The sequence below is a fragment of the Psychrobacillus sp. FSL K6-4615 genome, assembly GCF_038008225.1.
GTDB lineage: Bacteria > Bacillota > Bacilli > Bacillales_A > Planococcaceae > Psychrobacillus > Psychrobacillus psychrotolerans.
Window position 1 is genome coordinate 39,539 of record NZ_JBBOYQ010000002.1, and the last position, 26,059, is coordinate 65,597.

Annotated in this window: 30 protein-coding genes; 6 read left to right on the forward strand and 24 right to left on the reverse strand. The window is 35.1% G+C overall.

The window, feature by feature from the left end; all coding sequences use genetic code 11:
• Positions 1–87: 87 nt before the first annotated feature.
• A complete protein-coding gene (locus tag MKX53_RS18965) occupies positions 88–801 on the reverse strand; it encodes a hypothetical protein (RefSeq protein ID WP_340913520.1) in 714 nt (237 codons plus the stop codon).
• Between the two features lie 329 nt (positions 802–1,130).
• Here MKX53_RS18965 and MKX53_RS18970 point away from each other — a divergent pair, with 329 nt between their 5' ends.
• The 3 genes from MKX53_RS18970 (at position 1,131) to MKX53_RS18980 (ending at position 3,446) form a co-directional block, all read left to right on the forward strand.
• Positions 1,131–2,315 carry a tyrosine-type recombinase/integrase gene (locus tag MKX53_RS18970; protein ID WP_340913522.1) on the forward strand — a complete coding sequence of 395 codons (1,185 nt, stop codon included), beginning with the start codon at positions 1,131–1,133 and terminating at the stop codon, positions 2,313–2,315.
• A 67-nt stretch (positions 2,316–2,382) separates the two neighbouring features.
• The gene (locus MKX53_RS18975; protein WP_340913524.1) at positions 2,383–2,700 is read left to right on the forward strand and encodes a hypothetical protein; all 318 of its coding nucleotides are present in this window, start codon (positions 2,383–2,385) and stop codon (positions 2,698–2,700) included.
• 35 nt (positions 2,701–2,735) lie between these two features.
• Positions 2,736–3,446, forward strand: a complete 711-nt coding sequence (locus MKX53_RS18980) for a M50 family metallopeptidase (RefSeq protein WP_340913526.1) — start codon at positions 2,736–2,738, stop codon at positions 3,444–3,446.
• 576 nt (positions 3,447–4,022) lie between these two features.
• Here the strand turns inward: MKX53_RS18980 and MKX53_RS18985 are convergent.
• On the reverse strand, positions 4,023–4,871 hold the full coding sequence (locus MKX53_RS18985; protein ID WP_340913528.1) for a hypothetical protein: 849 nt from the start codon (positions 4,869–4,871) through the stop codon (positions 4,023–4,025).
• Between the two features lie 430 nt (positions 4,872–5,301).
• On the opposite strand from MKX53_RS18985, the gene MKX53_RS18990 reads away from it, so the two are divergent.
• Positions 5,302–6,165 carry a helix-turn-helix domain-containing protein gene (locus tag MKX53_RS18990; protein ID WP_340913529.1) on the forward strand — a complete coding sequence of 288 codons (864 nt, stop codon included), beginning with the start codon at positions 5,302–5,304 and terminating at the stop codon, positions 6,163–6,165.
• Between the two features lie 19 nt (positions 6,166–6,184).
• Positions 6,185–6,856, forward strand: a complete 672-nt coding sequence (locus MKX53_RS18995) for an SOS response-associated peptidase (RefSeq protein WP_340913533.1) — start codon at positions 6,185–6,187, stop codon at positions 6,854–6,856.
• Between the two features lie 102 nt (positions 6,857–6,958).
• Here the strand turns inward: MKX53_RS18995 and MKX53_RS19000 are convergent, their stop codons facing one another.
• From MKX53_RS19000 to MKX53_RS19105, 22 genes are all read right to left on the reverse strand, one after another.
• Entirely contained in the window at positions 6,959–7,687 is a 729-nt protein-coding gene (locus tag MKX53_RS19000; protein WP_340913537.1) for a hypothetical protein, read from the reverse strand.
• Positions 7,688–7,705: 18 nt separating this feature from the next.
• Entirely contained in the window at positions 7,706–7,861 is a 156-nt protein-coding gene (locus MKX53_RS19005) for a hypothetical protein (protein WP_340913540.1), read from the reverse strand.
• 498 nt (positions 7,862–8,359) lie between these two features.
• Positions 8,360–8,644 (reverse strand): hypothetical protein, encoded by a 285-nt coding sequence (locus MKX53_RS19010; protein ID WP_340913542.1) that lies wholly within the window; start codon positions 8,642–8,644, stop codon positions 8,360–8,362.
• 109 nt (positions 8,645–8,753) lie between these two features.
• Entirely contained in the window at positions 8,754–9,038 is a 285-nt protein-coding gene (locus tag MKX53_RS19015; RefSeq protein WP_340765711.1) for a hypothetical protein, read from the reverse strand.
• A 25-nt stretch (positions 9,039–9,063) separates the two neighbouring features.
• A complete protein-coding gene (locus tag MKX53_RS19020; protein WP_340913543.1) occupies positions 9,064–9,834 on the reverse strand; it encodes a helix-turn-helix domain-containing protein in 771 nt (256 codons plus the stop codon).
• Between the two features lie 34 nt (positions 9,835–9,868).
• Positions 9,869–10,717: a hypothetical protein gene (locus MKX53_RS19025; RefSeq protein WP_340913544.1), complete on the reverse strand. Its 849-nt coding sequence runs from the start codon at positions 10,715–10,717 to the stop codon at positions 9,869–9,871.
• Positions 10,718–10,757: 40 nt separating this feature from the next.
• Positions 10,758–12,944: a type IA DNA topoisomerase gene (locus MKX53_RS19030; RefSeq protein ID WP_340765705.1), complete on the reverse strand. Its 2,187-nt coding sequence runs from the start codon at positions 12,942–12,944 to the stop codon at positions 10,758–10,760.
• The gene (locus MKX53_RS19035; RefSeq protein WP_340765703.1) at positions 12,941–13,126 is read right to left on the reverse strand and encodes a hypothetical protein; all 186 of its coding nucleotides are present in this window, start codon (positions 13,124–13,126) and stop codon (positions 12,941–12,943) included. The genes MKX53_RS19030 and MKX53_RS19035 overlap by 4 nt, the downstream gene beginning before the upstream one ends.
• Before the next feature lie 12 nt (positions 13,127–13,138).
• Positions 13,139–13,696 carry a metallophosphoesterase family protein gene (locus tag MKX53_RS19040; RefSeq protein ID WP_340765701.1) on the reverse strand — a complete coding sequence of 186 codons (558 nt, stop codon included), beginning with the start codon at positions 13,694–13,696 and terminating at the stop codon, positions 13,139–13,141.
• A 177-nt stretch (positions 13,697–13,873) separates the two neighbouring features.
• On the reverse strand, positions 13,874–14,188 hold the full coding sequence (locus MKX53_RS19045; protein ID WP_340765700.1) for a DUF2325 domain-containing protein: 315 nt from the start codon (positions 14,186–14,188) through the stop codon (positions 13,874–13,876).
• Positions 14,189–14,272: 84 nt separating this feature from the next.
• The gene (locus MKX53_RS19050; RefSeq protein WP_340913546.1) at positions 14,273–14,785 is read right to left on the reverse strand and encodes a hypothetical protein; all 513 of its coding nucleotides are present in this window, start codon (positions 14,783–14,785) and stop codon (positions 14,273–14,275) included.
• Between the two features lie 68 nt (positions 14,786–14,853).
• Entirely contained in the window at positions 14,854–15,393 is a 540-nt protein-coding gene (locus tag MKX53_RS19055) for a hypothetical protein (protein ID WP_340913548.1), read from the reverse strand.
• Entirely contained in the window at positions 15,390–16,082 is a 693-nt protein-coding gene (locus MKX53_RS19060) for a hypothetical protein (RefSeq protein WP_340765693.1), read from the reverse strand. Before MKX53_RS19060 ends, MKX53_RS19055 begins: the two co-directional genes overlap by 4 nt.
• 367 nt (positions 16,083–16,449) lie before the next feature.
• Positions 16,450–17,022 carry a hypothetical protein gene (locus tag MKX53_RS19065; protein WP_340913550.1) on the reverse strand — a complete coding sequence of 191 codons (573 nt, stop codon included), beginning with the start codon at positions 17,020–17,022 and terminating at the stop codon, positions 16,450–16,452.
• 71 nt (positions 17,023–17,093) lie between these two features.
• Positions 17,094–20,435: a DEAD/DEAH box helicase gene (locus tag MKX53_RS19070; RefSeq protein ID WP_340913552.1), complete on the reverse strand. Its 3,342-nt coding sequence runs from the start codon at positions 20,433–20,435 to the stop codon at positions 17,094–17,096.
• A gap of 54 nt (positions 20,436–20,489) precedes the next feature.
• The gene (locus MKX53_RS19075) at positions 20,490–20,672 is read right to left on the reverse strand and encodes a hypothetical protein (RefSeq protein ID WP_340765688.1); all 183 of its coding nucleotides are present in this window, start codon (positions 20,670–20,672) and stop codon (positions 20,490–20,492) included.
• On the reverse strand, positions 20,641–21,546 hold the full coding sequence (locus tag MKX53_RS19080; RefSeq protein WP_340765687.1) for an ArdC family protein: 906 nt from the start codon (positions 21,544–21,546) through the stop codon (positions 20,641–20,643). The genes MKX53_RS19075 and MKX53_RS19080 overlap by 32 nt, the downstream gene beginning before the upstream one ends.
• Before the next feature lie 230 nt (positions 21,547–21,776).
• Positions 21,777–22,064, reverse strand: coding sequence for a hypothetical protein (locus MKX53_RS19085; RefSeq protein ID WP_340765685.1), 288 nt, complete (start codon positions 22,062–22,064; stop codon positions 21,777–21,779).
• 462 nt (positions 22,065–22,526) lie between these two features.
• Complete coding sequence (locus tag MKX53_RS19090; RefSeq protein WP_340765684.1) at positions 22,527–22,748, reverse strand: hypothetical protein; 222 nt, start codon at positions 22,746–22,748, stop codon at positions 22,527–22,529.
• Positions 22,741–24,576 (reverse strand): LPD1 domain-containing protein, encoded by a 1,836-nt coding sequence (locus MKX53_RS19095; protein ID WP_340913554.1) that lies wholly within the window; start codon positions 24,574–24,576, stop codon positions 22,741–22,743. Before MKX53_RS19095 ends, MKX53_RS19090 begins: the two co-directional genes overlap by 8 nt.
• 93 nt (positions 24,577–24,669) lie before the next feature.
• Positions 24,670–25,002, reverse strand: coding sequence for a hypothetical protein (locus MKX53_RS19100; protein ID WP_340913556.1), 333 nt, complete (start codon positions 25,000–25,002; stop codon positions 24,670–24,672).
• An 86-nt stretch (positions 25,003–25,088) separates the two neighbouring features.
• Positions 25,089–25,298, reverse strand: coding sequence for a hypothetical protein (locus MKX53_RS19105; protein WP_340765678.1), 210 nt, complete (start codon positions 25,296–25,298; stop codon positions 25,089–25,091).
• Between the two features lie 354 nt (positions 25,299–25,652).
• Between MKX53_RS19105 and MKX53_RS19110 the strand changes: the two genes are divergently transcribed.
• The gene (locus MKX53_RS19110) at positions 25,653–26,030 is read left to right on the forward strand and encodes a transcriptional regulator (protein ID WP_340913559.1); all 378 of its coding nucleotides are present in this window, start codon (positions 25,653–25,655) and stop codon (positions 26,028–26,030) included.
• Positions 26,031–26,059 lie beyond the last annotated feature (29 nt).

Genomic DNA, 26,059 nt, shown 5'->3' on the forward strand with positions numbered 1-26,059 from the left:
AAAACTGGTTATAGGATAGATAGCGTATAGTATTTATTTATTCTTTTTTAATAAACTTTGAGCATGGTAATACAGCAACAGCAATAATTAATTTATTGAGCGGATGTTCATATTGTGTTTGAATGTATACGCTAATAATTCTCCGAAAGTCATATTATGGATTTTTTGTTTGACTACCCCGGTAAAAGATTCTAGTTTCTCATCTTCCGTACCCCATAATTCCATGAGTGATTCATTAGAGATATTCAATAAATCTTTTGCATTTTCTACGTCACAATAATCATATACGTATTCATCAATAAACTCGTCACGTTCATACGGTATTGCATTAACTATATGCTCTGCTAACTTTTCACTAATCGATTTCGGGTATTTTGCAATTAATTCTTCTTCTGTGTCGTACACTTCATCATTAACCAATGTCTCTTCCATAGAATCAAAGAAGTCTATATTAATTAGGAGGTGTTTTCCTTCTTCATTGACTACACGTACATTTTTTACGCTATAGGATACATCCACATATGGTACAAATTCTGGGACTTCAACTTCGCCTGACTGCATTGGTACTAAAATTGGCAATAATTCATCATTTAAAAAACGCTTATTATCACACTGATCTATGAATTGCCCTACTGTCTGAACTTCAATTATATCTAAGTAGTTCGTAATCTTCACTTGACCATCAAAACGATGATTCATAATGAACGCTGAAATTTGTTCTACTGAGTTTTCAATACATACTCGTTCTTCTCCTGGGACATATCCATATAGGCAATCCCCTATTAATTGTGTTTTTGACATTTTCATTTCTCCTCACTAATAATATTTAACTTTCAAATACTTAAAAGTTAGATTATCACCCTTTAAAATTTCAATAGATAATTATAATATTCTAATTAATATAATTATACATTAATAGTTTTATATAGTCTATTATAATATATATTAAATTATATTATTAATTTGGTTTTATTATAATAAACATAAACAAATGGTGTATTTTTTTATGTTTAATAGATTTATCCCTATTTTGCGAATGTATTAATGTTATAATAGAATGTAAGTTCGATAGATTATGAAATTTATTTAATAGATATATGCTTTAACCGAAGGTGAAAGGAGTGTCGTTAATGACAGGTGTTGTAGAAGTGAAAAAAACTGATTTACAATTAGACGTTTTGCAGAAATTCATATTCGATAAAGAATTGGTACCTGTTTTGCAAGAACAATTAGATCAAGCCGAAAAACGAAAAGAAAATGGCTTTTTGGATTTCACTGATACAGAAATATTACTTTGGTACTTAAATGAACGAAAGCACTTGGATGAAGCTAAAGATAGGTCTGAAAAAACAGTCAAAGAATACGGAAAAGAACTTACGATGTTTGTGAAGCAGCTGCTCCAGTATGGAAATGAGATAGGGTTAGATATTGACTATATAATAGAAGGAAGTCTATTTAAATCGATAGAAAAGAGACATTTACGAAGGTATCAAGAGTGGTTAAAAAGAGAAAGTCCGTATGTGAAAAAGAAGGGCAAATATTCTCCTGCTACCTTAGACCGCAAGACAACCATCATAAAGTCGTTTTTTGCCTATCTCCATAAAGTCGGGTATATTTCCGAGCCAATTCATGAAGGTTTATATACCGCTGGTATACGTAATGAAGAAAGACCGAATCGTGATTTAGGAGCAGAGGAAGTTATTTACTTCCTTGATTCCTTTCAGGAGCAGCAACATCCAATTATGTTTGCGATTGTTCATATCTTAACGACTACAGGTATCCGAAATGAAGAGTTTTGTACCTTAAAGGTAAAGAGCCTGAAGGAAGATAAAGTATTGGGTGGATATGTGTTGGACGTTATAGGAAAAGGAAAGAAAGAGCGCACTATTCCCCTGAAGGAAAAAGTCGTGAACAGTATTCATAAGTTCCGTTTTGCTAGAGGACTTCCCCCTGTGGAGAAAGCAAAGCCTTCTGATCCTTTATTTACGACGAATAGAGGAAATGCTTATACCCCCTCCTATTTATCCCAATATGTAACGAAGGAAATTTCTAAGTTATATGTGAAGAAAAAAGTAGATGGAGAAGAAGCTCAGGATGAAAAAGAGCAAGTGGAAGTTATTCGTATAACTCCCCATTATTTCCGTCATGCCTTTGCTATTATCTCTCGCTTAAACAAAGTTGACGTGTATGACATTATGAGAAGCCTTGGCCATGAGAGAATAGAGACAACGGAAATTTATCTGGCGAAAACATTTGCGAAACAAAACAACGCGATCCATAGTTGGAAACCGGAATTATTCGGAGAGTATATATAATAGTAGATTCTTTTAATAAACAGAAAGCGTAATAAAAAATTTAGAAAAACTATATTGGAGGATCATCATGAATGCAAGATACCGAAATTATGGAAGCGATGCAGTAAAGGTTTGGTTAATTCTTATTATAGGAGCAGTAACTCCCCCAATTTGGGGCAGTTTCTTGTTTTATCTTATTTCTTCGCCTTTGGATATGGTATTAAATTATATTGAATTCGGACGGTCTATATTTGGCTTTGAAGATGGTTCAGCCGGCGTAATGTTGTGGCTGATTTCCCCTCTTTTTATTTTTTCTTTTATAATATTTCTATTTATTAAAATACTAGAGACTTCCGATAGGAAGAAGTCTACAAACAACTGGATGATTTTTAAAAGGAATAAATAAATTATTGAGAAAAACAAGAAAAACGGAGGTCAATATTGGAAAATAAAAATTTAATATACGTCTACCTATTTATAGCGTTAGTCTTATCGAACATCCCCTTTCTACATTCATTTATAAAGGGAAATGCTAGGGTATCGAAAGTATTTCATGCTTTTGGAATGAGCGTGGCTATAGCGAATACCTTGGTTCACGAGAGCTGTCATGCGCTAATGTCACTCGTAACAGGTGGTCGAATTAGAGGGGTTTCCTTATCTGCAGATACATCGGGACTAGCGGAAACTACCTCTAATTCAAGGGTTGCCAAAATACTAGTTTCTTATGCAGGATATACAGGTTCTTCTTTAGTCGCTGTAGGACTGTTCTACCTACTTTATCTTGAAAAATATGAATGGATTCTTTATTTCTTCATCGTATTATCAGCTATCAATTGGTTGTTTTGGGTTCGTAATCTGTTTGGATTCCTTTGGTTAACTGCCTTTATTGGCATGATGGTGTTCTTCCTATATAAACATTTTGAAGTGTTATTGATACATATCAGTATTTTCTTAGCTTGTATGGTGCTCATGCAATCTATCATAAGTGCCTTTGTCATTTTGAAGTTGAGTGTAACGGATAGAAGAAATGCTGGGGATGCATCGAATTTGGCAAGGTTTACTTTCATTCCTACTCTAGTTTGGGGTACATTGTTTTTTGTTCAATCTATAGGAGCTGCCTTTTATATCGTTAGACATTTCATATTTGTTTAAAGTCCTCTAATATCGTTTAAAATGAACAAAGTATTGTAATACATAGCTATATTCTCTATTATTATCAGTAAGATATCAATGGAATAGGAGGTCATATAAAACTTCAATAAAAAAAGTATTGACCATCTTTTTCAATACAAAGGAGGTAAACTGAAGATGATATTATTAGCAACCATTAACGGTAAAAACAAAGAGGATGCATTAAAATACTCAAATGATTTAGTGCATATATCATGAAAAACAAAAAAAAGATGCCATCCATATTTATTCCAATCATCGTTGTTATCGCAGTACTTTATTCAATAATAGAAATTTTTCTTCAAGTTCAAGATGGCAAATTCCCAAGAATTACAACTATTGCCGTACTTTTATTTGCAATTTCCCTATTTTACCTTTACTTATCTAGTAGGAAGAACTGAGTTTTATAACTTTATGTATGGGTTATATTAGAAATTCAAAACTTGCTCACACAATTAATTTGGGGTTTGATTTTCAAAGTCCATAAAAATAAAAATGTATCCCTGAATAAGATTCAAGGATACATTTTTTTACGAACTTCAAACCTACCTTAAATTATCACCATCTGATTTCCGAACCAGGAATTGCTTTGTAGTTATCCATCGTGGTATTAACAAGTTTAAAGTAGCTTATACCTTGAATTATAACACTAACGGCAGGTATGCTTTTCATAGATTTTTTTAAGAATGCTGTAAAGGTCGCAACGGTAGGGTCCTTGAGTGCTTTAAACCCTGATTCTAGTAAACCAAGAAAAAATAGGTCCCTTAGAACACCTCTTTCGAAAGTATCCAATGATTCAACATTTTTGGTGAAATTATTAAAAGTTGTGTTGTAATAAAGAATATTTTTTTGATCGCCAAGTTGTCTAGCACTTCCCCCTCCATCCGTGCGTTGATAGTATGCATAATTAAAACCAGCACCACTTGCTTGAACCCATTGATTAGTTGCATTTATTGATACTGGTTCATCTTTTTCTAAAACTTGGACAGAGGTTTCAGATGTATTGTTGCTATCTAATAAGTCTTCATGAGTAACTGTAATATTATCTTCACTTGACTCAGTAGTTGTTATAAAACTCTTGACAAGTTCTTTTGATGTATTCTCTATTTTATATACTTCTGTAGTTACAACATCACCTTCAATATATTCCTCATATAAAAATACTTCATTATCTTCTAACGTTTTATATACTACTTCTGTATCCGTAAATTTAATCATTTCTAGTATTTCAAAACCAATATCGTCTACTTTAGTCAAATCTGATTCTATAGGTATTTCTTTTTCTTTAGATGAATCTGCTGCAAATGACTTGGTTGGTATAATACCTAATACAAGTGCAGTGACTAATGTAAATATAGAAAGGTAAATGAATGAGGTTCTGGTCAAAGATAACATATTTGATTTCAATATAATTCCTCCATGTTTTAATTTAATTAGTGGTTTTCCTACTACATAAAAAAAGCTGTTAAAGATTTAACGTCATATTCCGCCAAAATCAGAGTCCAAAGTTTGAATCATCATATATCTTCTAGAAGAATGCTCCAAGGCCTCGTGGGTAGAAGGAAAAATATAAAATTGTATGAAAGTCCATAACATTATCAATTATCTTAGTGAGTCCTCGGGGATAAATATGAGTTAATAACCATTAAGATATTTTAGCTAAGGATAGTACAATTAATAAAATTATCTTATCTTCCAGTACCTACTAACCAAAGTTCTAGGATAGAAATTACTAAGTCCATGCCTATTTTCACCTCCTTATAAAGAGTTTAATGTATAATTATCTATATATTTCATAATATTCCAAAAAGAATAATTCGAAATTGAGGGGATGAAAATGACAAAAGAGATAGGTAGTACAATTAGCGTAATTCGTCGAAACAAAGGATATTCACAGGGATATGTTTCAGAAGGCTCATTGACACAAGGAGCATATTCAAAATTTGAGAATTTAAACACTGGTATTCGTATAAATACGTTTAAAGAATTACTAGCTAAACTAGAAATGTCACTCGACGAGTTTGGTTTTATTCATAATGGATATAAGTATAATGTTCGAGATCAGTTAATAAATAGACTTTTTGATTTATCTTATAATAATAAACAAAAATTGGAACAGCTGCTGGCGGAAGTGACGGAATACTTGAAAGTTCAGGATGATATCCTTTTAGAAAATCTATCTAAAATATGTGAATCTCTAATCTTACTAAGCGAAACTGGAAAAATTGAACAAGCACGTATTCCGGTACAGGATGTTTGGGATAGTTTATCTAAAAGAAATCATTTCTACATCATTGATATATATTTTATAAGTTCCATATTATTTTTATTTCCTCTTGAAACTGCATTAGAAATTAAAAAATTTGCTTTTAGAAGTATAGATCGTTATAAAGACTTCCAGAATATTGAACGGATTAAAATCAATATTTCCATTAATATCACGTTACTTTTAATGAAAGAGGGAAGATTTAGCGAAGCATTAGATGAAACTACGCAAATAATTAACCTGTGCAAAAAGCATCGAGACTACTTACGTCTTGCAATTTGCTATGTTCGGAAGGGAATTTGTTTGAACTCAATTGAAATGTCAGGGGAAAATTGGATATTGAAGGGGATAAATATGCTCATTGCTTTAGAAGAGGATAATATGGTTGAAATTTTAGAAGATGAAATTAAGAGGTATGAGAAAATACTTGTCTAGTTTTGAAAGGAGTTTATTTATGTGTGGTCGTTTCACGCTATTTACAGACTATGTACAGATATTAGAACGTTTTGATGTAGACGTAGCCTTTGCTGAAGAAAACTACTCCCCTAGCTTTAATGTAGCTCCTTCACAATCGGTTATATCTATTATTAATGACGGGAGCAGTAACCGATTAGGCGGCCTCCTTTGGGGGTTAATACCGAGTTGGTCAAAGAGCGAGAAAATTGGCTACAAATTAATCAACGCTCGCTCTGAAACAGTTGAGAGTAAACCTAGCTTCCGACATGCTTTCTTAAAGAAGCGTTGTATCATCGTTATGGACTCTTTCTACGAGTGGGTGGTGGGACCAGATGGGAAAACCCCTATGCGTATAAAGATGAAGGATGATGGAATGTTTGGAGCAGCTGGTCTATGGGAATCATGGAAAAATCCAAATGGTCAAACCATTCATTCCTGTACGATCCTTACAACGGAAGCTAATACCTTAGTAAAAGATATTCATGATCGGATGCCTGTTATCTTAACGAGAGAGAATGAAAAGGAATGGTTAAATCCATCCTTGCAGGATAAAGAGACATTAAAGAGTATGTTGGTTCCTTTTGATGCTGCATTAATGGAAGTATATCCTGTTTCTAGTGAGGTCAATTCACCAAAGAACAATCATATTGGCTTGTTAAATTCGTTATAAACTTATGTGAAGTAGTAAAAAAAACCACTCTAGACAATAGACTTTGTCAGAGTGGTTTAAATTAATTTATATTCAGCTTACTTTCGTTGAATAGACATCTTCCTATTGTGTTAATAAAGCAAGTTTAGACTTTGAAGGTGTTTCATATTTCACTTTTACATCCTTCTGTATGAAGTTGCCCCCACCTACACCATATAAACCGCCATGATTACTCTTATAACTGTAAACTCGATATTCCTCTCCCTTATCCAGTGTACGAACGATTGTTAAAGAACCATTACTTGCTAGTTTAACTAAATTAGTGTCTTGTAATATCGTTACCTTCCCTATTTGACCCAGTTTTAATTCGGTTTTCCCCCACATTACTTTTTCCTGTTTTACTACTTTCTTAATAAACTCCGTTGTAAAACTGTATGCCCCCCCACTTGATGGAGCCCCGTCAGTTTCTACTTTTAAAAAGTATGTACCTTTTGTTACGTTAATTGATACACTATCCTTCTCTCCAACATTTCGAAATGTATTAACTGTTAGATATGGTTTTAATGTTGTTAAGTCTGCTTTTAGAATAGATAAATAAGTTCCCATTTCCTCCGCATTTAAGTTGATCGTTAGAATACCATCCTTTTGGACGATTACTTCATAAAAGTCCGTATCATGGCGATTTTCAAACATTCCATCCACTTTTGTATCCAGTAAAAATTCTTGTGCTTCTTCAACAGAAGTATTTAGGTCTTTATCAATCTCGGAATTAGCATAAGTGGATCCACCCATCCATAATCCACTTAATAGAATGCAACCTCCAAAAATAGTACTTAATAATGCCTTTTTCATTACAATTCCCCCTACACACTAATTTTCTTCTTTAATACCATTTAAATGTCGATACTCTTTTTCTAACATATAGTCGTTCATTTTTTCATAGCAACTTACGTCATAACCACTAATAAGAGCACACAAAGATATATAGTTACTTCGCTCGTCTGTTGTTAATATTACTTCGTCCATATATGGTACCTCATTTCCAGAATATAATTTATTTGTACCTATTTTAAATAAATATATAAACGTACAAGCGCTGAATTGTAATTAGATTTAAAAGTTATTTACGCTTGAAATGAACAATTTGAATATTGTATCAATTGATTTCAATAGATTCTCTTATAATTCCATAAATTTTCATGTCTCACTTAATTCTTTTCTTTTGGCTACTCAAATATTATATATAACCACCCTGGTAAAGTGAAAATCACAATGGTAAGAATACTTAATATAATCCACCCACTTTGGTCATTCCAAAAACCAGTTACGATGTTTATATATTTATCGAGGAAAACGAGTATTGTAGACTTGTTGGATTTAAACCTATCCTTTCGTGAAATCATTTTCACGTACCCCCTAAGGTGCTGCAACTATATTAGTTTTATCGGTATTCTTCTGGAGATGTGTTGAGGTTCTGGATAAATTTGAAATATTATCTACTTTGGTTTAAATTCTACACTCCCATCACAATCTAACATCGTTTATATAATCACTTAGTACATGTTTGAGATTCATTCCTAGTAAACATAGAATTGGTAAGAACTGTGCAATAATGGCATACCATAAAGGAAAACCACCAGACCATGCAATGTATAGAATTATAAATCTACCTACTGCCCCAATTAATATAAGCATTAAACCTTTACTACGTCGCTGGGGATTTCCGGAAGAAGCAATTCTAAAGAAACCACTAATGGTAATCCAACAGGAAAACAAGTATAAAAGGATATAGATTATAGAAATAATCATTCTGTTGCTCCTTTTTCAGTGAAGATTTTATCGAATAGATAGTAGTAGTAGACTATTCCTGTAGCTATCGCTATTGAAAAAAGAAACAATATTACTGTTATCGTCATATTCATGTGGGTACGCTCCCTTTTTTAAATCTAAAAGCCATTTCAAATATCAGACATGAGAAAAGGAATAATAGAATGCTAATATTTTGACCTGCCTCTATAAATGGTTGGTGAAAGGGTAAAACCAAATTTACCGTAGTAAAGATAGTAACCAGAAGAAATAAAGGGAACATACTCAACCATACCCCCTTCTCTAATTGTTTTTTAGGTTTGTTTAAACTCTCTGTTAGTGCTGCTCCCATCATTAAAATGCTGAATAAGAGAATAGCTAATAATAATAGTTTCATCTTTTAACTCCTAAATAAATTCTTTTTATACTTTGTAACAGTGTACTGATTTTATTTCTTCTATTTCACTACTAATGATTTGTAAGATTAATGATTTCCTCTCTTGTGTCATAGGAAATAAATTGCTATCTACCATGTCGAAGAAATTCGTCATTTCATCCTGTCTTTCATGTAGGCAATTTAAACATTCGCCATTACTTAAAATTGAAGAACAGTTATCACAACTTTCGGGTGATTCATCTCCCCACAAAATCCAATTTACTGAGGTATCAGCTAAGAAAGCAATTCTTAGTAATCTTTCTCTTGGTGGTAATGCTATACCTCGCAAATACGAGTTCATTGTTGATTTATTAACATTCCCTATTTTCTTTCCAAACTCTGAAATAGAAAGGTATGAACGTGAACGGATTTCTTGCAGTCTCTTAGCGACTTGCTCCTTATCAGGCTTTACTGTTATATGTAAAAATTTGCTGTCTTCCAAATCTAAGAAATTCTTCATCTCTTTTTGAATTTCTAAATTGCATTTTAAACATTCGCCATTACTTAAAATTGAAGAACAGTTGTCACAACTTTCATGTAATCTATCTCCCCATAAAATCCAATTTACAGAGGTGTCAGCTAAGAAAGCAATTCGTAGTAGTTTCTCTCTTGGTGGCAATGCTATGCCACGCAACCATGAGTTGACAGTAGATTTATTAGTATTATCTATTCTTTTTCCAAACTCCGAAATTGAGAGATTTGAGCGTGAACGAATCTCTTGCAAACGTTTGGCAACTTGTTCCTTGTCTGCCTTCATTTGTTTACCTCCTTTCCGGGCTTCCGTTAGAATTTTATAGAAATTCCAAATATCTGTTACTCTTGATAATCATCTCAGTTGCGGGTCTATCTTTATTAAACTTATTCTTCTTTAGATAACCATAGGCTAATATGTTTTTACCTACTAGTTCGGCATCCTTAAAAGTAAAGTGTTTGAAGTGTTTTTCGAACACCACGAGAGAGAAAAAACTAGCGTCTGATGCTTCGAAGTTGACGTACCATACTTTCTCTCGACGGATTACTTTATCAACGGTACCGTGGATAAAATAGGGTAAATTCATTGTCTTATTTTGCCACAATGCAATATGCGCATCTCGATTACTCCTAATCAGTTCAGAGATAGGAATTTTGGTTCCTTTTACAGAGATAATGATACTTGCAAGTAAATCAGGTTCCACATTCGTAAATAGCTTTTTAACGGCTTTAAGGGATCCGATGGATTGTGGAGTAGGATTGCTCTCTTTTAGTGATTTATCATCCAGCTCTGATTTTTCTTTTTCGGTATCATTAGGCTCTCGGTTTACCTCTTTTGGTACGAAATCAGGATCTATACTGTCCAGGTTTAAACGGACTATAAATTCTCGTATCCCTTGTTCCCTTAGCGAAGCTTGATATTCCGTTACTTTTTCTACCGTTTCAGAAAAAGATAATTTTTTAGCGAAACCACAACCTGTTTTATGAATAGATGCACCTTTACCAGAGGTCCTAAAGTGAGCCACTATTTCTTTTTCTTTCGATTCGGGGATAAAAATAATGGGAACACCACAACTTTTATCGATACAACTTAGTCGAACACCATGTAGAGTTTCTTCGTAGGCTTTTGCTGTTATAACCTTTCCATCCGTTAATAAAGCTGAATGCATGTTAAATCCTCCTTTGTACATATAATTAATTTCTATTTAATTAAGCAAAGTTGAATAGTAGTGTCTTTTTCTCTCTATCCCATACCAATTGTGCTTTAAATGGTTTCCCTGTTTTTTTACTTACGAAGTTAGAAAGTTTATCAGTTTTTCCTTGCATTAATATCTGTTGTGCAATGACTTTACTAATAGGCTGGCCACTTATTTTTTTATTAATAGCGAAAGAACATTCCGTTTGTTTGTGGTTAGAACATCCATAAAAGTTGCCTTGATCTTGGACATCACCATCACATAATAAACACTTACCTATTACTTCTTTAGTACCGTACTTTTTCTCTCTCTGTTTTTGCAACTGTTCCTGTTCTTTTATAACTTCTTCTAAGTGGGAGGATTCTAGCTGCCAATTCGGCGCATTCAACTGCAGGTCACGGATTAACTCACTGACTAATTGTTTTGAACGTTCCAAGAATGGAGCCGCATTCTTTTTCCCCGCTTTCACTTGTTCAAGGTATTGTTCCATCAACCCTGTTTCTCGAGGAGAACTTAACCAACTACCTTTGCCTAATGCATCAATCAAAATGAAGCCTTTAGCTAAGACAAAAATATTGTTTTTACGAGCTTCTATATATCTTCGATTCATTAACTGTTGAATGATATTACTTCTAGTAGCAACCGTACCTAGAGATAGTTCTGTTTTTCCTAATCCCTTTTTTTCCTCTTCTGATAAGTAAGCTGAAATATTCTCCATGATGGTAGGAAGTTGCCCTTGGGTAAATCTCTTTGGAGAAGTGGTTACTTTATCTTCCCTGATAACGTTGTTTAGTACTAAGGTTTCTTCTTCGATTAGTTCAGGTATATCCTTCATCTCTTCGTTATTAGATTCGGTTTCAGACACACAGGATTTCCACCCTTTTGTAACTAAACGCTTCTCTTTTAAAGTGAAAGGATATTCGTCATCCACTAAAATAGTGGCTTTCATGACACTATATACAGCTGCTGGATAATGTGCGGTGATTAGTCGATTAGCAATCATTTGATACATTAGCTGTTCTTCATTGGACAGTTGATTCCTATCAGGCACTTTAGTCGTTGGGATAATCGCATAATGGTCATCTGTTTTTTGCGAGTTTATATACCGTTTATCTGAACTAATATCTTGAATTGGAGCAGGTAAATGATTCTCCCCCCATCCCAGGTTACTTAAAGAATCTAAGATTTCAGGGAATGCCAGGGCTTCTTCGGGATTAACCACGGTCGGTAAAGCTCGCGGATAACTGATATATCCATTCTCATAGAGAGACTGTGCTACAGATTGGATTTGCTCCGGTGATTGTTTGGTAATCTTATTCATCTCGTTGATCAACGAAGTAAGATTGAAAAAAGGAGGCGGAGGTACTTGCTCCATTTTTTCCTCTACTGATTCTACAATTGCCTCTTTCCCCTTTAAGTAGTCGGCTAGTGCATCCGCTTGCTCTTTATCATCAAGAGGGTCCTCACTCGAATCAAACTTCGCCTGGATTAAAACACCTTGTTTTTCGAAGACTCCAGTTAATTCGTAATAAGGAGTAGGTTTAAAATTACTAATGGCACGGTCCCGTTCTACTAGAATCCTTAAAATTGGTGACTGGCATCTGCCTGCACTGTAAAGGGACTTCGCTTTGTCTGCAAGTAATAGAGAAATTGCTCGACTACTGTTTATTCCGATTAGATAATCACTAATGGAGCGGGATAATGCCGCGACGTAATAAGGATGATATTCCTCGTTTGGTCGTATATGTTGAAATGCTTTCATAACTGCGCTCTTCTCATATGAATTCAACCACACTCGTTTAACAGGTTTCTTATTCTTCATATGATAAAGGACCTCATCTACGATAAGCTGACCTTCCTGTTCGGCATCACCGAGATGGTAAATCTCTTTTACCTTAGGGTCATGAACAAACTTCTTTATATTGGCATACTCCGTTTTTCTCTCTTTGACCACTTTCAGAGGAATGACTGAATCGAGAGCAAGCGGAAGGTCTTCATATTTCCATTGTTTCCATTCGGGATTAATTTCTTCTGGAAGGCATTGTTCCATTATGTGACCGACGCACCATATAGCAAAAGCCCCATCGGGGAAATGGGGTTGTTGTGGTTTCAGATAAAGATATCCTTTTTTCTTTTCATACTGAAACGCTTCACAGATACTTTTTGCTTGTTTCGGCTTTTCAAATATTAGCAACTTCACTTATGCTCACCAACATTCAATGATTTATCAAATGAAAAATTAGTATCTTCCGCCATAAAAATAGAATGATTTTCTTTACAGGTAGAGCAGCAATACAAAGAAATCATCGCAACTTCTGTCGGTATGCTATAAAAATTACCGCAACCGATACATTGTTTTTCCGTTAAATCCGTAAATTCCATAATATGTTCCTCCTATTCTTTATCTAATTTCAAATTAGGTAACCAACTATATGGGTACACTGAATGAATAGTAGTATCTTCCACCTTCCGGATAAAAGGATCGTGTAAATGGCCGTGGAATAAATAGGTAATCCCTTTTTCAAATAAAAAGGAAGTGATTGCTTGATAGCCTCGATGTGCATCATCTAATCCCTTGTCTCCATATGAAGGATTTGAGTGCATGATGAATATATCGATATGCTGATTCTTAACTTTATTCAAAAAAGACTGCAGCTCCGCTTCTGTCCGTTGACCATGAGGTCTATCTTTATATGGCGGTACTCCCTCGAAACCTGCAAAGCTTATACCTTTAATAAGAATCGTCTTTTCATGCATATTGATTACAGAGGTACCACTGAATACTGAAGGGTGACAATGATTTCCTAGTACACCTAGTTTGATGCAATCGTACTTTCTATCAATTCGAGCCACGGCTAGTGAAGGTATATCTCCTAACAAAAGAATCACATCAGGCTGCACATCCGGTAATTCGAGAGAAGTACGAATATCTGCAAATGCTAAAATGTTCATTTACTCAACTCCTATTATTTATCTTTGCGATTATATCTGGTTCGTTTTCTGCTGGTGGCGTTATATGTACATCATTGGAAAAGGTATATACGAATAGGGATACCAATAAACAAAATAAAAATAATCCAAAGCCATTCTTCGGTCTTGGGTGTTCACCCTTTTGAAAATCTCTTATCATTATGCGACTACCTTTCCGATAGACTCTAATCCTGAAAATACTGCTCCAGATGCTCCTCTACCTTGATGGAATACTAACTGTTTATCATTTTCTTTACAAAGTTCCTTTACGACATCCATTGATACATGCCCAATTGCCCCTAGTAGTACTACGACACAATCGGCTTTCTTAATAATTGGACGGAAATCCTTTTTAACTCCACCATTTCGTGACTTTCCATTATGAAACAGAACTTCACAACCCATTTTCTTGCCGATCTGTTGATATGTATGCTCTTGACTGCCACCGATAATAGCTAATTTTGTTTTTGACATCTAACTCACTCCTAATGATTATTGTTAATATTTATAATATATTAATATTTTATATATGTAAACAATAATTATATTTTTTTATTTTCAGCTCTTTATCGGAGGTTCTAAATAGTAGCCACCATCTAAGATTAAATCAGTAATTTCCTTGATTGATTTTACGGAGGTAGTACGCATATGGATAAGGCCTTTCAACTTGCTATTTCTTAAAACCTTGTATTCGACTTCTGTATAGTGTTCCATGACGCAAAGAATAGGAATATTTAGTTTGTAGTAATAATCCGAAATTTTTTTAAATGAATCCGTTACATTCATCGAAATGTAGAACACCAAATCAACATCTTCTTGGTTTGTTTGTTTGTTCCAGTCAGTTATTGGAAAACACGATTGAATGGCATTCGGGTAAAGAAGTGAGAGAATATCTTCCCAGGTAGATACCAAACTCTTCTGGTTATATATTAAATTTATTTTCATAAGTGTATTAAACTCCTTGTGTTCAAACCCAAAAAAAGGACGCACTCCTTTCCTTAAGCACATTAATAATGCTTTAAAGAAAGGGGTACGCCCTTTGATTTTGTGAAATATTCTTTTATTTATCATAGCAAACAACCCATAAATATTAAAGGCTATTTTACCTATATTATTAATTAATTTGAAAGCGTTCACTTTTATATAAATTGGAACGCTTTAGGAATAATCATTGCGAATGCCATCATTAGAACAGATACCATGACAAGTGCTTTAGAGCGTCGGTAAAATTCAGGATGTTCAATCAAGTTATATCCGAATCGGTATAATCCACTAGCCGCTATTGTAAGAGCCCCTAAAAAGATTGCAGAATAACTAAGTGTCAAAACGAAATCTTGTAATAACGAATCTATATCGGAAGAATCCCTAATGGATAAGACTAATATAGGACCACCCCGAAGTAGCAACATAACAAGGAATGACCAAAACATCGAATTTTGTCCGTATTTCTGCCACTGCCCATTCTTAAACAAAGCAGAGAGAATCATCACTAATGTACCTATAATAAAAATCGCTGTTAGACCAATGATTCCCCAGTAATGAATCGGTACAACAACTGCTGCTAAATCTCCTACTACATTACCTAAGAAGTCGGATGAACCATCAGCTTGAAACTCATTTTCGGGATTAATAGATGGGATGATAGAACTTGCTTGAATATAAAATGGTGTTTTTATCATATATTCATTAACTCTTTTAAGGTTTCTTGTTGAGTTATTCTTATGCTTTTTTCAATCGTATCCCATGTAAAAGCTCCATATGTAAAAGGAATTCGTACATTTAATGAAAACTGTTCTTTGGCTTCGTGGTAAGCTATTATGCCAAAATCATGCCATTGTTTCTCAATGAATTCATCTACATAGGGATTTAGAATTGTATCCATTAGATCTTCACGACTGATATTCATTTCAGCTCTGATATAAGATAGTCCTCTACTATGACCATTTACTTCGAGATTACTTATATAATCAGTGAATGGCATCAGCACGTTGAATACTTCCTCTACTGTTTCTAAGTAAGGTAGTCGTTTAGGACATTCCATTTGTAATGACAATTTAACGTGATCAGAAAGAATTTCACCTTTTTGAGAAACTTCAAACACAATCACGAAACTACAATTTAATTTGTTGATAATTGGTATGATAATTCTATTTCTAATAGAATCTAATTGGAATTCCAAATGTTTATAGTAAGACGCACTTAATGAAAAACCTTTTCTACCATCCCCGTTAGTATAGAAATTTTTTGCACCTCTTTTATATTCCATTTCAATTGTAGAAAATAATAATCCTTTCTGTATCGCTTGATCCAATACTTCATAATGACTGGTATTTGATTTATATTTCGATATTTCAGTGACATTATTCAACGTTAATCTTCCCCTTCGTGGTACTTATGTCATGCGATTTATATCTTTCGTTAGTTCTATGAACATAACAATATCAAACATATATGGTTAATTCAACATAATAATTCGCGTATTAATTATCATAAAATTCCAATTTATTTTATTTATAATAACTATGGTTCCTTCCTTCTTATTGATTTCTATAAGTTAAAAACCAATAAGAAGGAAAGAACCTAACTAATTTAGTTAGACTCAGACCTTATAAACTAGGCTACTACATGTGATTCAGTATGGAAATAGTCGTCATTTATCATTAATTCTTCCTCTATGGAAAAGTCAGAAGAATATTTTTGTAGCATATCAATTGCTAGTATGTCAATGTGATTATCTACATTTCTTTCGACAAAAATGGACAAAATGTCACCCTTGTTAATATTCCTAATAAAAGTAAATTTACCCATTCCCTTGCACTTCCATCACTGACATGTAAATAACCTTGTTCTTCTCCTACTACTTCAACAACCCAGAGTTGTTTCCCTATCACTAAATCTTTGATTCTACAATCTGCTTTAGATGCAAGTTTAGAAGATAACAAAACAGCTTGTGGTTCTAATTCATCCCAAGAAGCCATCGATAAAAGTTCTGATTCATACGATGGATCTTCTATAGGTGTTACTGATTCTAGATAATTATTCTCCATACAATCTTCCATTTCATTTGTTCCGGAAAGAAACTGTTGAAAGAATTGTTCTTGTTCGGCCGTTAATACAGAAGCTGTATATTCGTTTTGCCTAACAGATTCCTGGTTCCCCACTGAAACTACAGAACGAGGGAGTCCCCAAAGTGGTAATGGCTCCTCTGCAGACACCTTTTGTTTTGTCAAAAAGTAATATAAACTTTCTCCTAAAGTCATAAAAAACATTATTCCTTGTGTAAGTAAACTTTCTATAATTAATAGCATATGCTCCGTCCTCTCTTGATTGGAAACTCTTGCGAACCTATACATCCATACAAGAGTTCCCTAAAGTATTATTAAGCGAATAAATCAAAAGCAAGTTGATTTTCTGAAACAACTTTTTTATTTGATTTTTTAACTTTCTTTTTCTCTACATCCTTGATAGAAATAATGACCGGTGAAGTATCCTGTTCTGTTGGTTTAGAATCTATATGCTCTCGCTCTCCAATTTGTGGTTTGGATAGGTGATACAATATAGCGCCATCAGAAACGAATTTTCTATCGAAGCCAATTCCTTCTACGATATCCACTGCTAATACATTCCCTTTCCATTCAAAGCCTGGAATAAGATTGTTCTCAATGTTTTGAGTAAGAATAGATTTATCGCGAAGTAAGATCTCTTTTGTACTAACACCTTTTATTCCCGCCTCTACCCATTGTTCAAATTGTTGGATTAAGGTTAGTTTCTCTCGTTTTTTACCAATGTTTGCAAGGAGTTCTCTTGCTCGGTCTGAACTTTGAGCGATCCAATCTTCAGCTGAGCCTTTCATAACTGCTCCACCTTTTTTTACACTCTGAATAAGCATAGATTGCAAATCTCCCTCGTCTCCAAGCATCGCGCTTAAACCGTCAGAAGATACCTCGCCGTTTATTGCTGCTGTCGCCCGATTCTTCATAGCAATGATCTCCGCCATTTTTTCTTGAAAAGTACCACTATAGGCTAAGTAGAATAAACGACACTCTTGTGACTGCCCGATGCGCCATGCCCGTCTAGCACTCTGGTTAATAGTAAAGAGGCTCCAGGAGAACTGATAATAAATTAACGTAGGTGTACATAGGAGGTCTAGTCCAACTTTCACTAATTCCTGAGACACTATACAAACATCGTATCCTTCCTGCTCCATCTTTTTCTTTAACCATTCACTTCTTGCATTGGTTTTCGTAGTGGAGGTATCTAAAATACATACCTTTGCTCCAATTTCCTCTAGCTTTTGCTTCAAGCGAGGACGTAGGTCTCTTCCTGCAACAGAGGAACCAGTATCTCGTACATATACTATCGACTTTCTACCTTCTTCCATTTCTCCCGCCACAATTTCTTGTAGTTTCTTCTCTTTTGGAAGCGTACAATCTTCATTTAAGTGAGTGGCACTCCAAATTAGTTCACGGTCACCATCACTTGTTTTAAAGGTTGCATCTGGGAATTGAAAAGGGTTATCGACATATGCGATACCGTAATCCGTCATTTGCATATAGAGCTTATATCCATCGTCTCTTGCATCAATTTCGTGTTCAAAACTGGAAATCATTCCACGGTAGTGTTTTTCCAAGTCCTCTGACATAGGAACAAATATAGTCGGAGTATCTACAAGTTCAACTGGATCTGGCCAAACATCTTTCAAGCGTACGTTAATAACGTTATGCACCATGTACTTCCCAAAAATAAAAGGAGAAATACCAGGCAACACTTTTTTACTTGTTCGACGGTTACCACCACGAGAATTTGTATTGGAATATTCCATATCCTCTCCTATTGAAGTAACAACGGTTTCTTCCACATTCCCATATTCTTCGTTAAAACGACTAACTTCTGAGAATTTGAACCCACTTTTGACCATGTCGTGTGGAAACATTCTCCATAGTAAGTAGTAGATATCTTCAGCCTTGCCACCAAACAGTGTACCTGTACCAGCTACTACCTTTTTGGAAGACTGTACTAGTGCTCCCAAACTGTTACCCTGGGCAGTACTTCCCGATTTCAGCAAATGTACTTCATCTACAATAGAAATATCGAAAAAGGATTTCATCTTTCTTCGAATATATTCGATGGCAGCGACACGTCTAGGCATTCCAGTCGCAGTAGGATGCTTTTCTTGTTCCGATTGAATTTGAGCATACAATCGAGGATTCTCTTGATGAATTGAATGCATTACACGTTTTTCATGCTTTGCCCATTCTTTAAATGAATCATAGCGATGTAATACGGATTTGGTCCATAAAGAGTCTCCACAATGAAAACAAAATGCGTTGGCTGGTTTTACTCCGTTATGCAGTCTTCGGGAATCTCCAAATTCTGTAGCGTCCATGTTATGAGTAATCGGTGTTTCAATCTCATACCCATCCTTATCTATCTCTGTTGTTATATCCTCTATCGTTTGGTGTGGTTTACCACAGCTAGTACAATAATAGCCATTTCGATAAGGGGTTAACTCATTTATTCGTTGAAGCGTTGTCTTTTTATAGCGATGGTTAACTGCAGGTACGATTCGACTATCATTCCGCATAGTAGAAAAACTAATAATAAAATACGTTGGGACCGTCGGTTTTCGTTTACCGTCTGCTAACCAGGCTTGATGATACGCAATCAATTGCTCCGTTTTCTCGATTACATGCACGTTAGCATGAGGAATTAGTTCCTTGATTTCATCAGGCCATTTAGATGTTAGGGAAGGGGGACACATCAAACATGCGAAATACCCTTTCTTACCTTTCATAGCGTGATATCCATCTGCTATAGCTGTCATGATGCTAGTTTTCCCTGTACTCATTTCGCCCTGTATAATTACCGATTTTTGACTTAATAGTCGTTTGCTTACTGCGGTAGCTGTATGCCCTTGAACCGGAAACAATTCGCGTGGATAACTATTAAAGTGTTCCAATGAATCATGTTCCAAAGGATTATGAGAGGGAGTAACTGTCTCTGATAACTTTTTCACCATGCCTTCGTTGTGTTCTAGTAGATAAGACGTTAAATCGTCTATGGCTTCTAGCGATTCTCCGCTACCATCTTTAGGAAAGGAAATTTGTCCTTCCTGTAACAAACGCTCTATGAATAGATCCGCTTGTTCCTCCGTCAAGTTAATAGAGAAAAGTGAAAGCCCATTAGGAAATAGTTCCTTATCAGCATATAACTCATGTTCTACTAGGTGCTCACAACGAATCAGTTCCGACAAGACGATTTCTTCCCACTCAGGTAAGATATGAAGTCCGTATTGAGCACCACCAAGCAATTGAGCAATATCTTTCGCTGGATTGCCTTGAAAAGATAATACGTAATCACTATTGTTCAATACACTTTCGTGAACAATGGCAATAGCTTTACGAGTACGACTCAATGTCATTGCGAACTTCTCATACTTCCCTTTTTCGCAACCTAATGACTTTTCTCGGTGGAAGATAAAATCTGTGGTCCCTTTTTTTCCGTAACCCATTGAGATGCCGCCTTGTGAACCTACGTCAATCGCACCCTTAATCGATTGCAATGCAGAGTCACTTCCACTAACTATAGTGACTAGTAACTTGTCATATTGACGTTCTGTTTTTTCGTAAGCAAGTGCATAGCAAAACACTTCATGCCATGCATCTTTCAAACGAACTTGCAGCATTTTCGGGTTATCTTCTGTCTCTTGTAAATAATTCATCTATAAAAGCCTCCATTTTTCGTATTAAAAAAAGCAATTCAAAAACAACAATGTTCACTCATGTGAGTATTTGTTGAATAATTGAAATGCTTCTGCCTCTGTTTTAGCAAAGCCTAATAATATGTGGCCTGCTAATACTTTTATTAAGTCGTCTCCGGATCCGTTAGGATGTTTGCCCAGAGGAATTAACTGTAGTTCTCCGATATTACGCACTGATTTGGTTTGAAGTGAATTCATTACTCGTTACCTCCTTCATTGGAATTGCAGTTGCAACTCGCTCAAAGTCGGCAATAAGACTATTAGCAGTCTTCTGAATGATTTCCCCGTATTTACGTAAGGATTCTCCATTATCACTAGACCAACCACGAACATACTCGAATGAGTAATCACTGGTGTCTAATCCAAAATAGGAACAGATAATAAAAGCAACACCTTCCGCAACACTTTCCATTTCCTCTTTACTCGTTTTTGCATGGGTATGACAATGAACACGACTATGCACAAGTTCATGTACCGCTGTTTTGGCACGATGATTAATGGATAAATGGTCTCCAATCATAATTTCATGAGTAGAAGGACGATAATAACCATTTGAACCATTCGCAAAACCAATATGCAGAGGACAATCATCTTCTTCTGCAAGTAGCTTGACCCATTCAAATATACGAATTGCTTCATCAGACTCGCCATCAAGGGTTAGTGCGTGGGCATCTATAGATAGTGGTTCTCCTTCAGTTTGTGATACATCAAAAACTGAAACTCCTATAAATCCAACTTTCTTCTTTTCAACTTCCCCTGTGATTTCATCCTTCTCCAGTTTAAAACGGGGAGCAAGAATACGAATTGCTTTTTCTCCTTTTTTCACGAACCGGTTTAACTCTTTCCATCTGTTGAAGGAAGCGATATACCTTGCATTCGGACATTGTTGTGCAATCAGCATGATGTTATTAAATGAATAATCGTACATCAACGCTTGCATCTGCAAGATAGCTTTGTATTTTTCTGGTTCATAAGAAAAATGTAAGACACCATCTTCCAGCTGTTGCATTAATCCCTCCACTTGTTCTTTTTTTTCTGTTGCAGTTCGACGAGTAAATGATTTTTTCGTCATGTGCAAAACACCCTTTCTAAAAGTTTTTACCATTTCTCTAAAAGAGAACGCAAAAAAGCCCTTAGACTGATATGTTCACATAGTAAAATAAAAAAATTACTATGAAACGCAATCAGCCCAAAGGCTTATTAATTGTTCATCACCGCAGAATCGCTCGAAAGAGAGGATTTGCATTAAAAAAGTTAGATAAAATAGTATGGATTTATTATACATCATGGTTATAGAAATTTCTATATAGAAATGCATTCTGCCATTAAGTCCTTGGAAAGCGAGTAATTCGATAATGGTGAAAAGTGTAATCCATTAATGGAAAATCCTCGCTGAATACAATCTACTACCTCATTCATTCCATCCTCTACAGAAGTAACGTTTCCAATAGTTCGTGCCATACGCAAATCGTGATTCAGTACCACTATCTCCACATCGGGTAGTGCATCCTTCCTGTATTGATTAATCACTAACCCAAATTCACAACCATTTACTTCATCTAAACATAAGTACTCAATCTCTTCTCTCATCTACTATCTCTCCTCTTTTCGAAAAATTCCGACTAAACAAAAAAGCTCCTTGAAACCAACGCACGTTGCGTGGCTCCAAAGAGCTTAATAGTTTAGTCCTAGCAGATACCTAAAACGTATCGCTTTTAATAAAATTAGTATACCATTCTCCCTAGAAAATGAAAAGCCATATTTCGACTTATTTCCCTCTTTATAAAATTCTCAGCTAGTTTGATATATTAAGTATACCAGTTGGGAATACGCGTAACCTTGAATTACAGGGTACATGTACTTCCTCCCAATCACCTTCAAACACTTCTTCTAGCTCCACTTCCTCCTTGTCACACCACTTTTTACAAGTTTCGCAATAATATTCGTACATCATTAATTCCTCCATATAATCTCGTGTTCATTCAAAATGTTTTTAATAGATTGTTAATGAAGGGAGTAAGATACTTTAGTACCTCAACTCCACTCAAACGATTAATCTATTACACGTCTATTGTGCTTATCCCACACTGTACCGTTATAACTTACACGACCAATACGGACACCGTTGATCTCTACATAGCTATTGTCCCAGTCCCAGGTACTTCCTCGTAACCACTCAAAATGATTGTGAAGTGAATATACATAATCCTTCACTTCTTGATAGGAATTTAAGAGTACATTTACCTTTAGACTAGGGATTATAAGATTAATCAAAGGATAGTCCTCCTTTGGATAGAACAGAACGTATGGTATCAATAAAGTTAGCCATGGCTACATGAATAACTTCTCTTTCTGTCCCTTCTGGATAAACACTACCGATTGCACCACAAACCAAATAATCATTTCTCCACTTTAATTGTTTTAATTCCTCAGCTACATAACTCTCGAATGCTCTTGCAGTCATCTCTACATCTGAACTCCAATATTTAGAAACGACTCCCTTATCCATATTGATGGAGTTTTGATAAAAAGCTGTGCGATTTGTAGTGTAAGGAATAGATTTCACTAATTCTCCCGTTTGTTTAAAATGGTATTCGGATAAAGCTTCAGCATGACTACGGATAAAAGACACTCGTTTTTTTGCTATTTTCTTTACCATTTCCTCTTTAGATTTCTCGGATACACACCCATTTAGCCTGCGTTCATTCATTCGGTCAAACTCACGAATTTCCACATCCATAAAAGCCTGTAAATTCCCTCTTACAGCTTGGTACATATCGATGAAGGGTTGATATACCGTATAGGATTTTTTCGCTCCAGATACATCAATATAGGCCGTTGTAGTTCCTTCTTTGATTGTCTTTAGCAACGTCCCCATAGCTGATTGAGCTTCTTGTAGTGCTGCTCCTTCTGTACCTTTGGATAGAAAACCAATCTTCCCATTCTCGAAATGATGACTCGCATTGTATAAATAGCTATCAAGTGCGTGATACCATTCGTGCGCGAGGATACCTAAAGAGCCATTCACTTTCGTCAAATTAATTACTTGTCGTGAAGCTTCGTAATGTCCTAAAGCCGAACCACTACCACGCGAACCAAATGCCATTGCCAATGTTCCATCTAAGCTAACTGCTTTATGAGGTATCGTAAGAATTTTAGATAAGTCCACATATGCTTCAGCTGCATTCCGTAAATGAAACGCTGCCTTGTGGTCCTCAACATAATTTCCAAATTCGACCGAGCGGAAATTAAAATGAGCTCCAAACTCTTCCGGAGTAGAAAATTGAATTGAGGAACCAGCATCTCTTACAGGATTTTCTGGTATATCTCTTTTCCATAGAACCTCTTTAGCTTTCGTGGTTTTAGCAACTTTCGGTTTATTAGTTGGTATGACTTTTTCCCAATCCTCTTCAAATATGACTCTGTTTAATGCGGTCTCACGAGATTTCGGTTTGAAGAAATAGTTCATAAAAGCGCCTCTAAACTCTTGGTCTCTGATTGCTAAGGAATCAGCTAGGTCCTTCAACATCCAATATCCCCGTTCCTGATATTTTAAGTTTCCTACACAAGTAATTCTCTTTGCAGTATGCTCAGCGGAATAGAGAGCAGTAATATACTTCTCAAAAGCAAAATATTCATCCTTCTTTTTGATTCCTTCCAAGCCTGCACTCAATATAAGAAGTGTTCGTGCGTATTTTTCACGAGCAACCGGTGAGTCAGCAGATTCTTTGGGAATTCGGTTAATGAACAATTGAATTGCTTTCGCAACACCTGGTTCTACCCCTACCTCTTTGCAATTAGCTAAAGAAAACCATGAAAAGAAGGTAGGACGTTTTAAAACATCAGCTGCTACTCGTACATCTGTTTTTTCCATCTCATGTAATAGCTTTAGACTAGGTTTCTCTAGAAAATTGATGCGAATAGCTGAAATATCTTTTTTAGCCATGCCTATTTTCTCTCCAACATCATACGAAACGAAATTTCCTTTCTGCTTTTCACTTCGAATATCCGGTATTACAGAAGTTCCTACCGTTTCGCTGTTTGTTTCTGTATTCATAAATGCGTCTAATGTCTCCCAAAATGTAATCTGATGTGGTTGCATATGCTTTGCTCTCCCTTTTTTGTGTAATAAAAAGAGAGACTCCATCCTATAAATAGAATGAAATCTCTTTTGATTTAGTCTCTAACTTTTCTATTAACTAAATGGATTGGCCTTCTTTACCACCTTATATATGGTGTATTGAACGGTATGTCTACCACCTAAACATTCAGCAAACTCCTCTGTTTCTAAAAATGCAGTATCTCTAAGAGCTAATATACCTTCATCATTATCTGGTCCCGGACCAAATCCCATAAGATCAAATAATTTTACGAATTTGGTTAATTCATTCTTAGTGTCCTCCATATTCGACATTTGTTCACAAGCTTGTCCAGGTATCCAAACTGTCTTATGAATACCTATAATACTTATAGCAAGTAGAACAGTAACTACAGCTGCGAATTTCCACCATTTATTAAACGTTCTCATATTCTTGCCACCTCATTGTCCCCAATAATAACATTCATTACCTGTAGATAAATAATCTCTTCGCTTCAATTACTGTTAGTTATCAATTAATTGATCTCTTCCATTTTCAAAACTTCCAATTTACCGTTGTTTAAAGCAATAGCAAGGCGATACATCTGGTCAAATACAGGACCGATTATTTCATAGATGAAGCCTTGCTTTGGACAATGTTCAATGTACTTTCCCTCTTGTTTTAGTAATTGTAAAAATTTCTCCTTTTGTGCATTCATTCTTCCTTGTAGAGTTTGTTGGCTCATACAAAACACCCTTCCTCAAAGCTTATTTTTTAACTGTTCCTTTAAAAGAGAACGCAAAAAAGCCTTTGAGCAGATTGGTAGTTTTATAGCATAAAAATAAAAATATGCTATAATTCTCAATCAGCCCAAAGGCTTATTAATTGTTCGTCACCGCAGAATCACTCAAAAAGTGAGGATTTGCATTAAAAATGTAAAAAGAATAGTTATATCTTTATTTTAGCAAATGAAAGGAATAAAGTAAACAATATTCTTAATACTGATAACTCTCCGATTCCTTCTGATTTAGCCACAATAACCAGACTTTTTTAAGCATTCTTGGCATATAGTAGTTAAAAATCTAAGGGAGATAAATATATGAATGTAAAAATAAGGAAAGATAGCTGGACTGCAGAGGATGATAATCTACTTTACGAGTTAGTTTTTAAGAAAATCGAACGAGGAGAAACACAAATATCGGGATTTGAAGAGGCAAGCATCTTACTAGGTAGAACAAAACAGGCTTGTGCATTTAGATGGAATAAATACCTTCGAACTTCCTATCTTCAGAGAGAGGTAGCTTCCCAAAATACATCGCCTACATCACCCGAACAAAACTACCTAAAATTAGCAATGGAGAGTTATGATGAAATGAAACGTTCATATGAGCTAATGTTTCAGGAATACAACTTACTAAAAAATGATTATGAGCAATTAGTAACATGGGTTAAGCAAGGAATTGCAAAAATAGAATAGTAGTACAATAAAGAATCCATTTTGAAAAT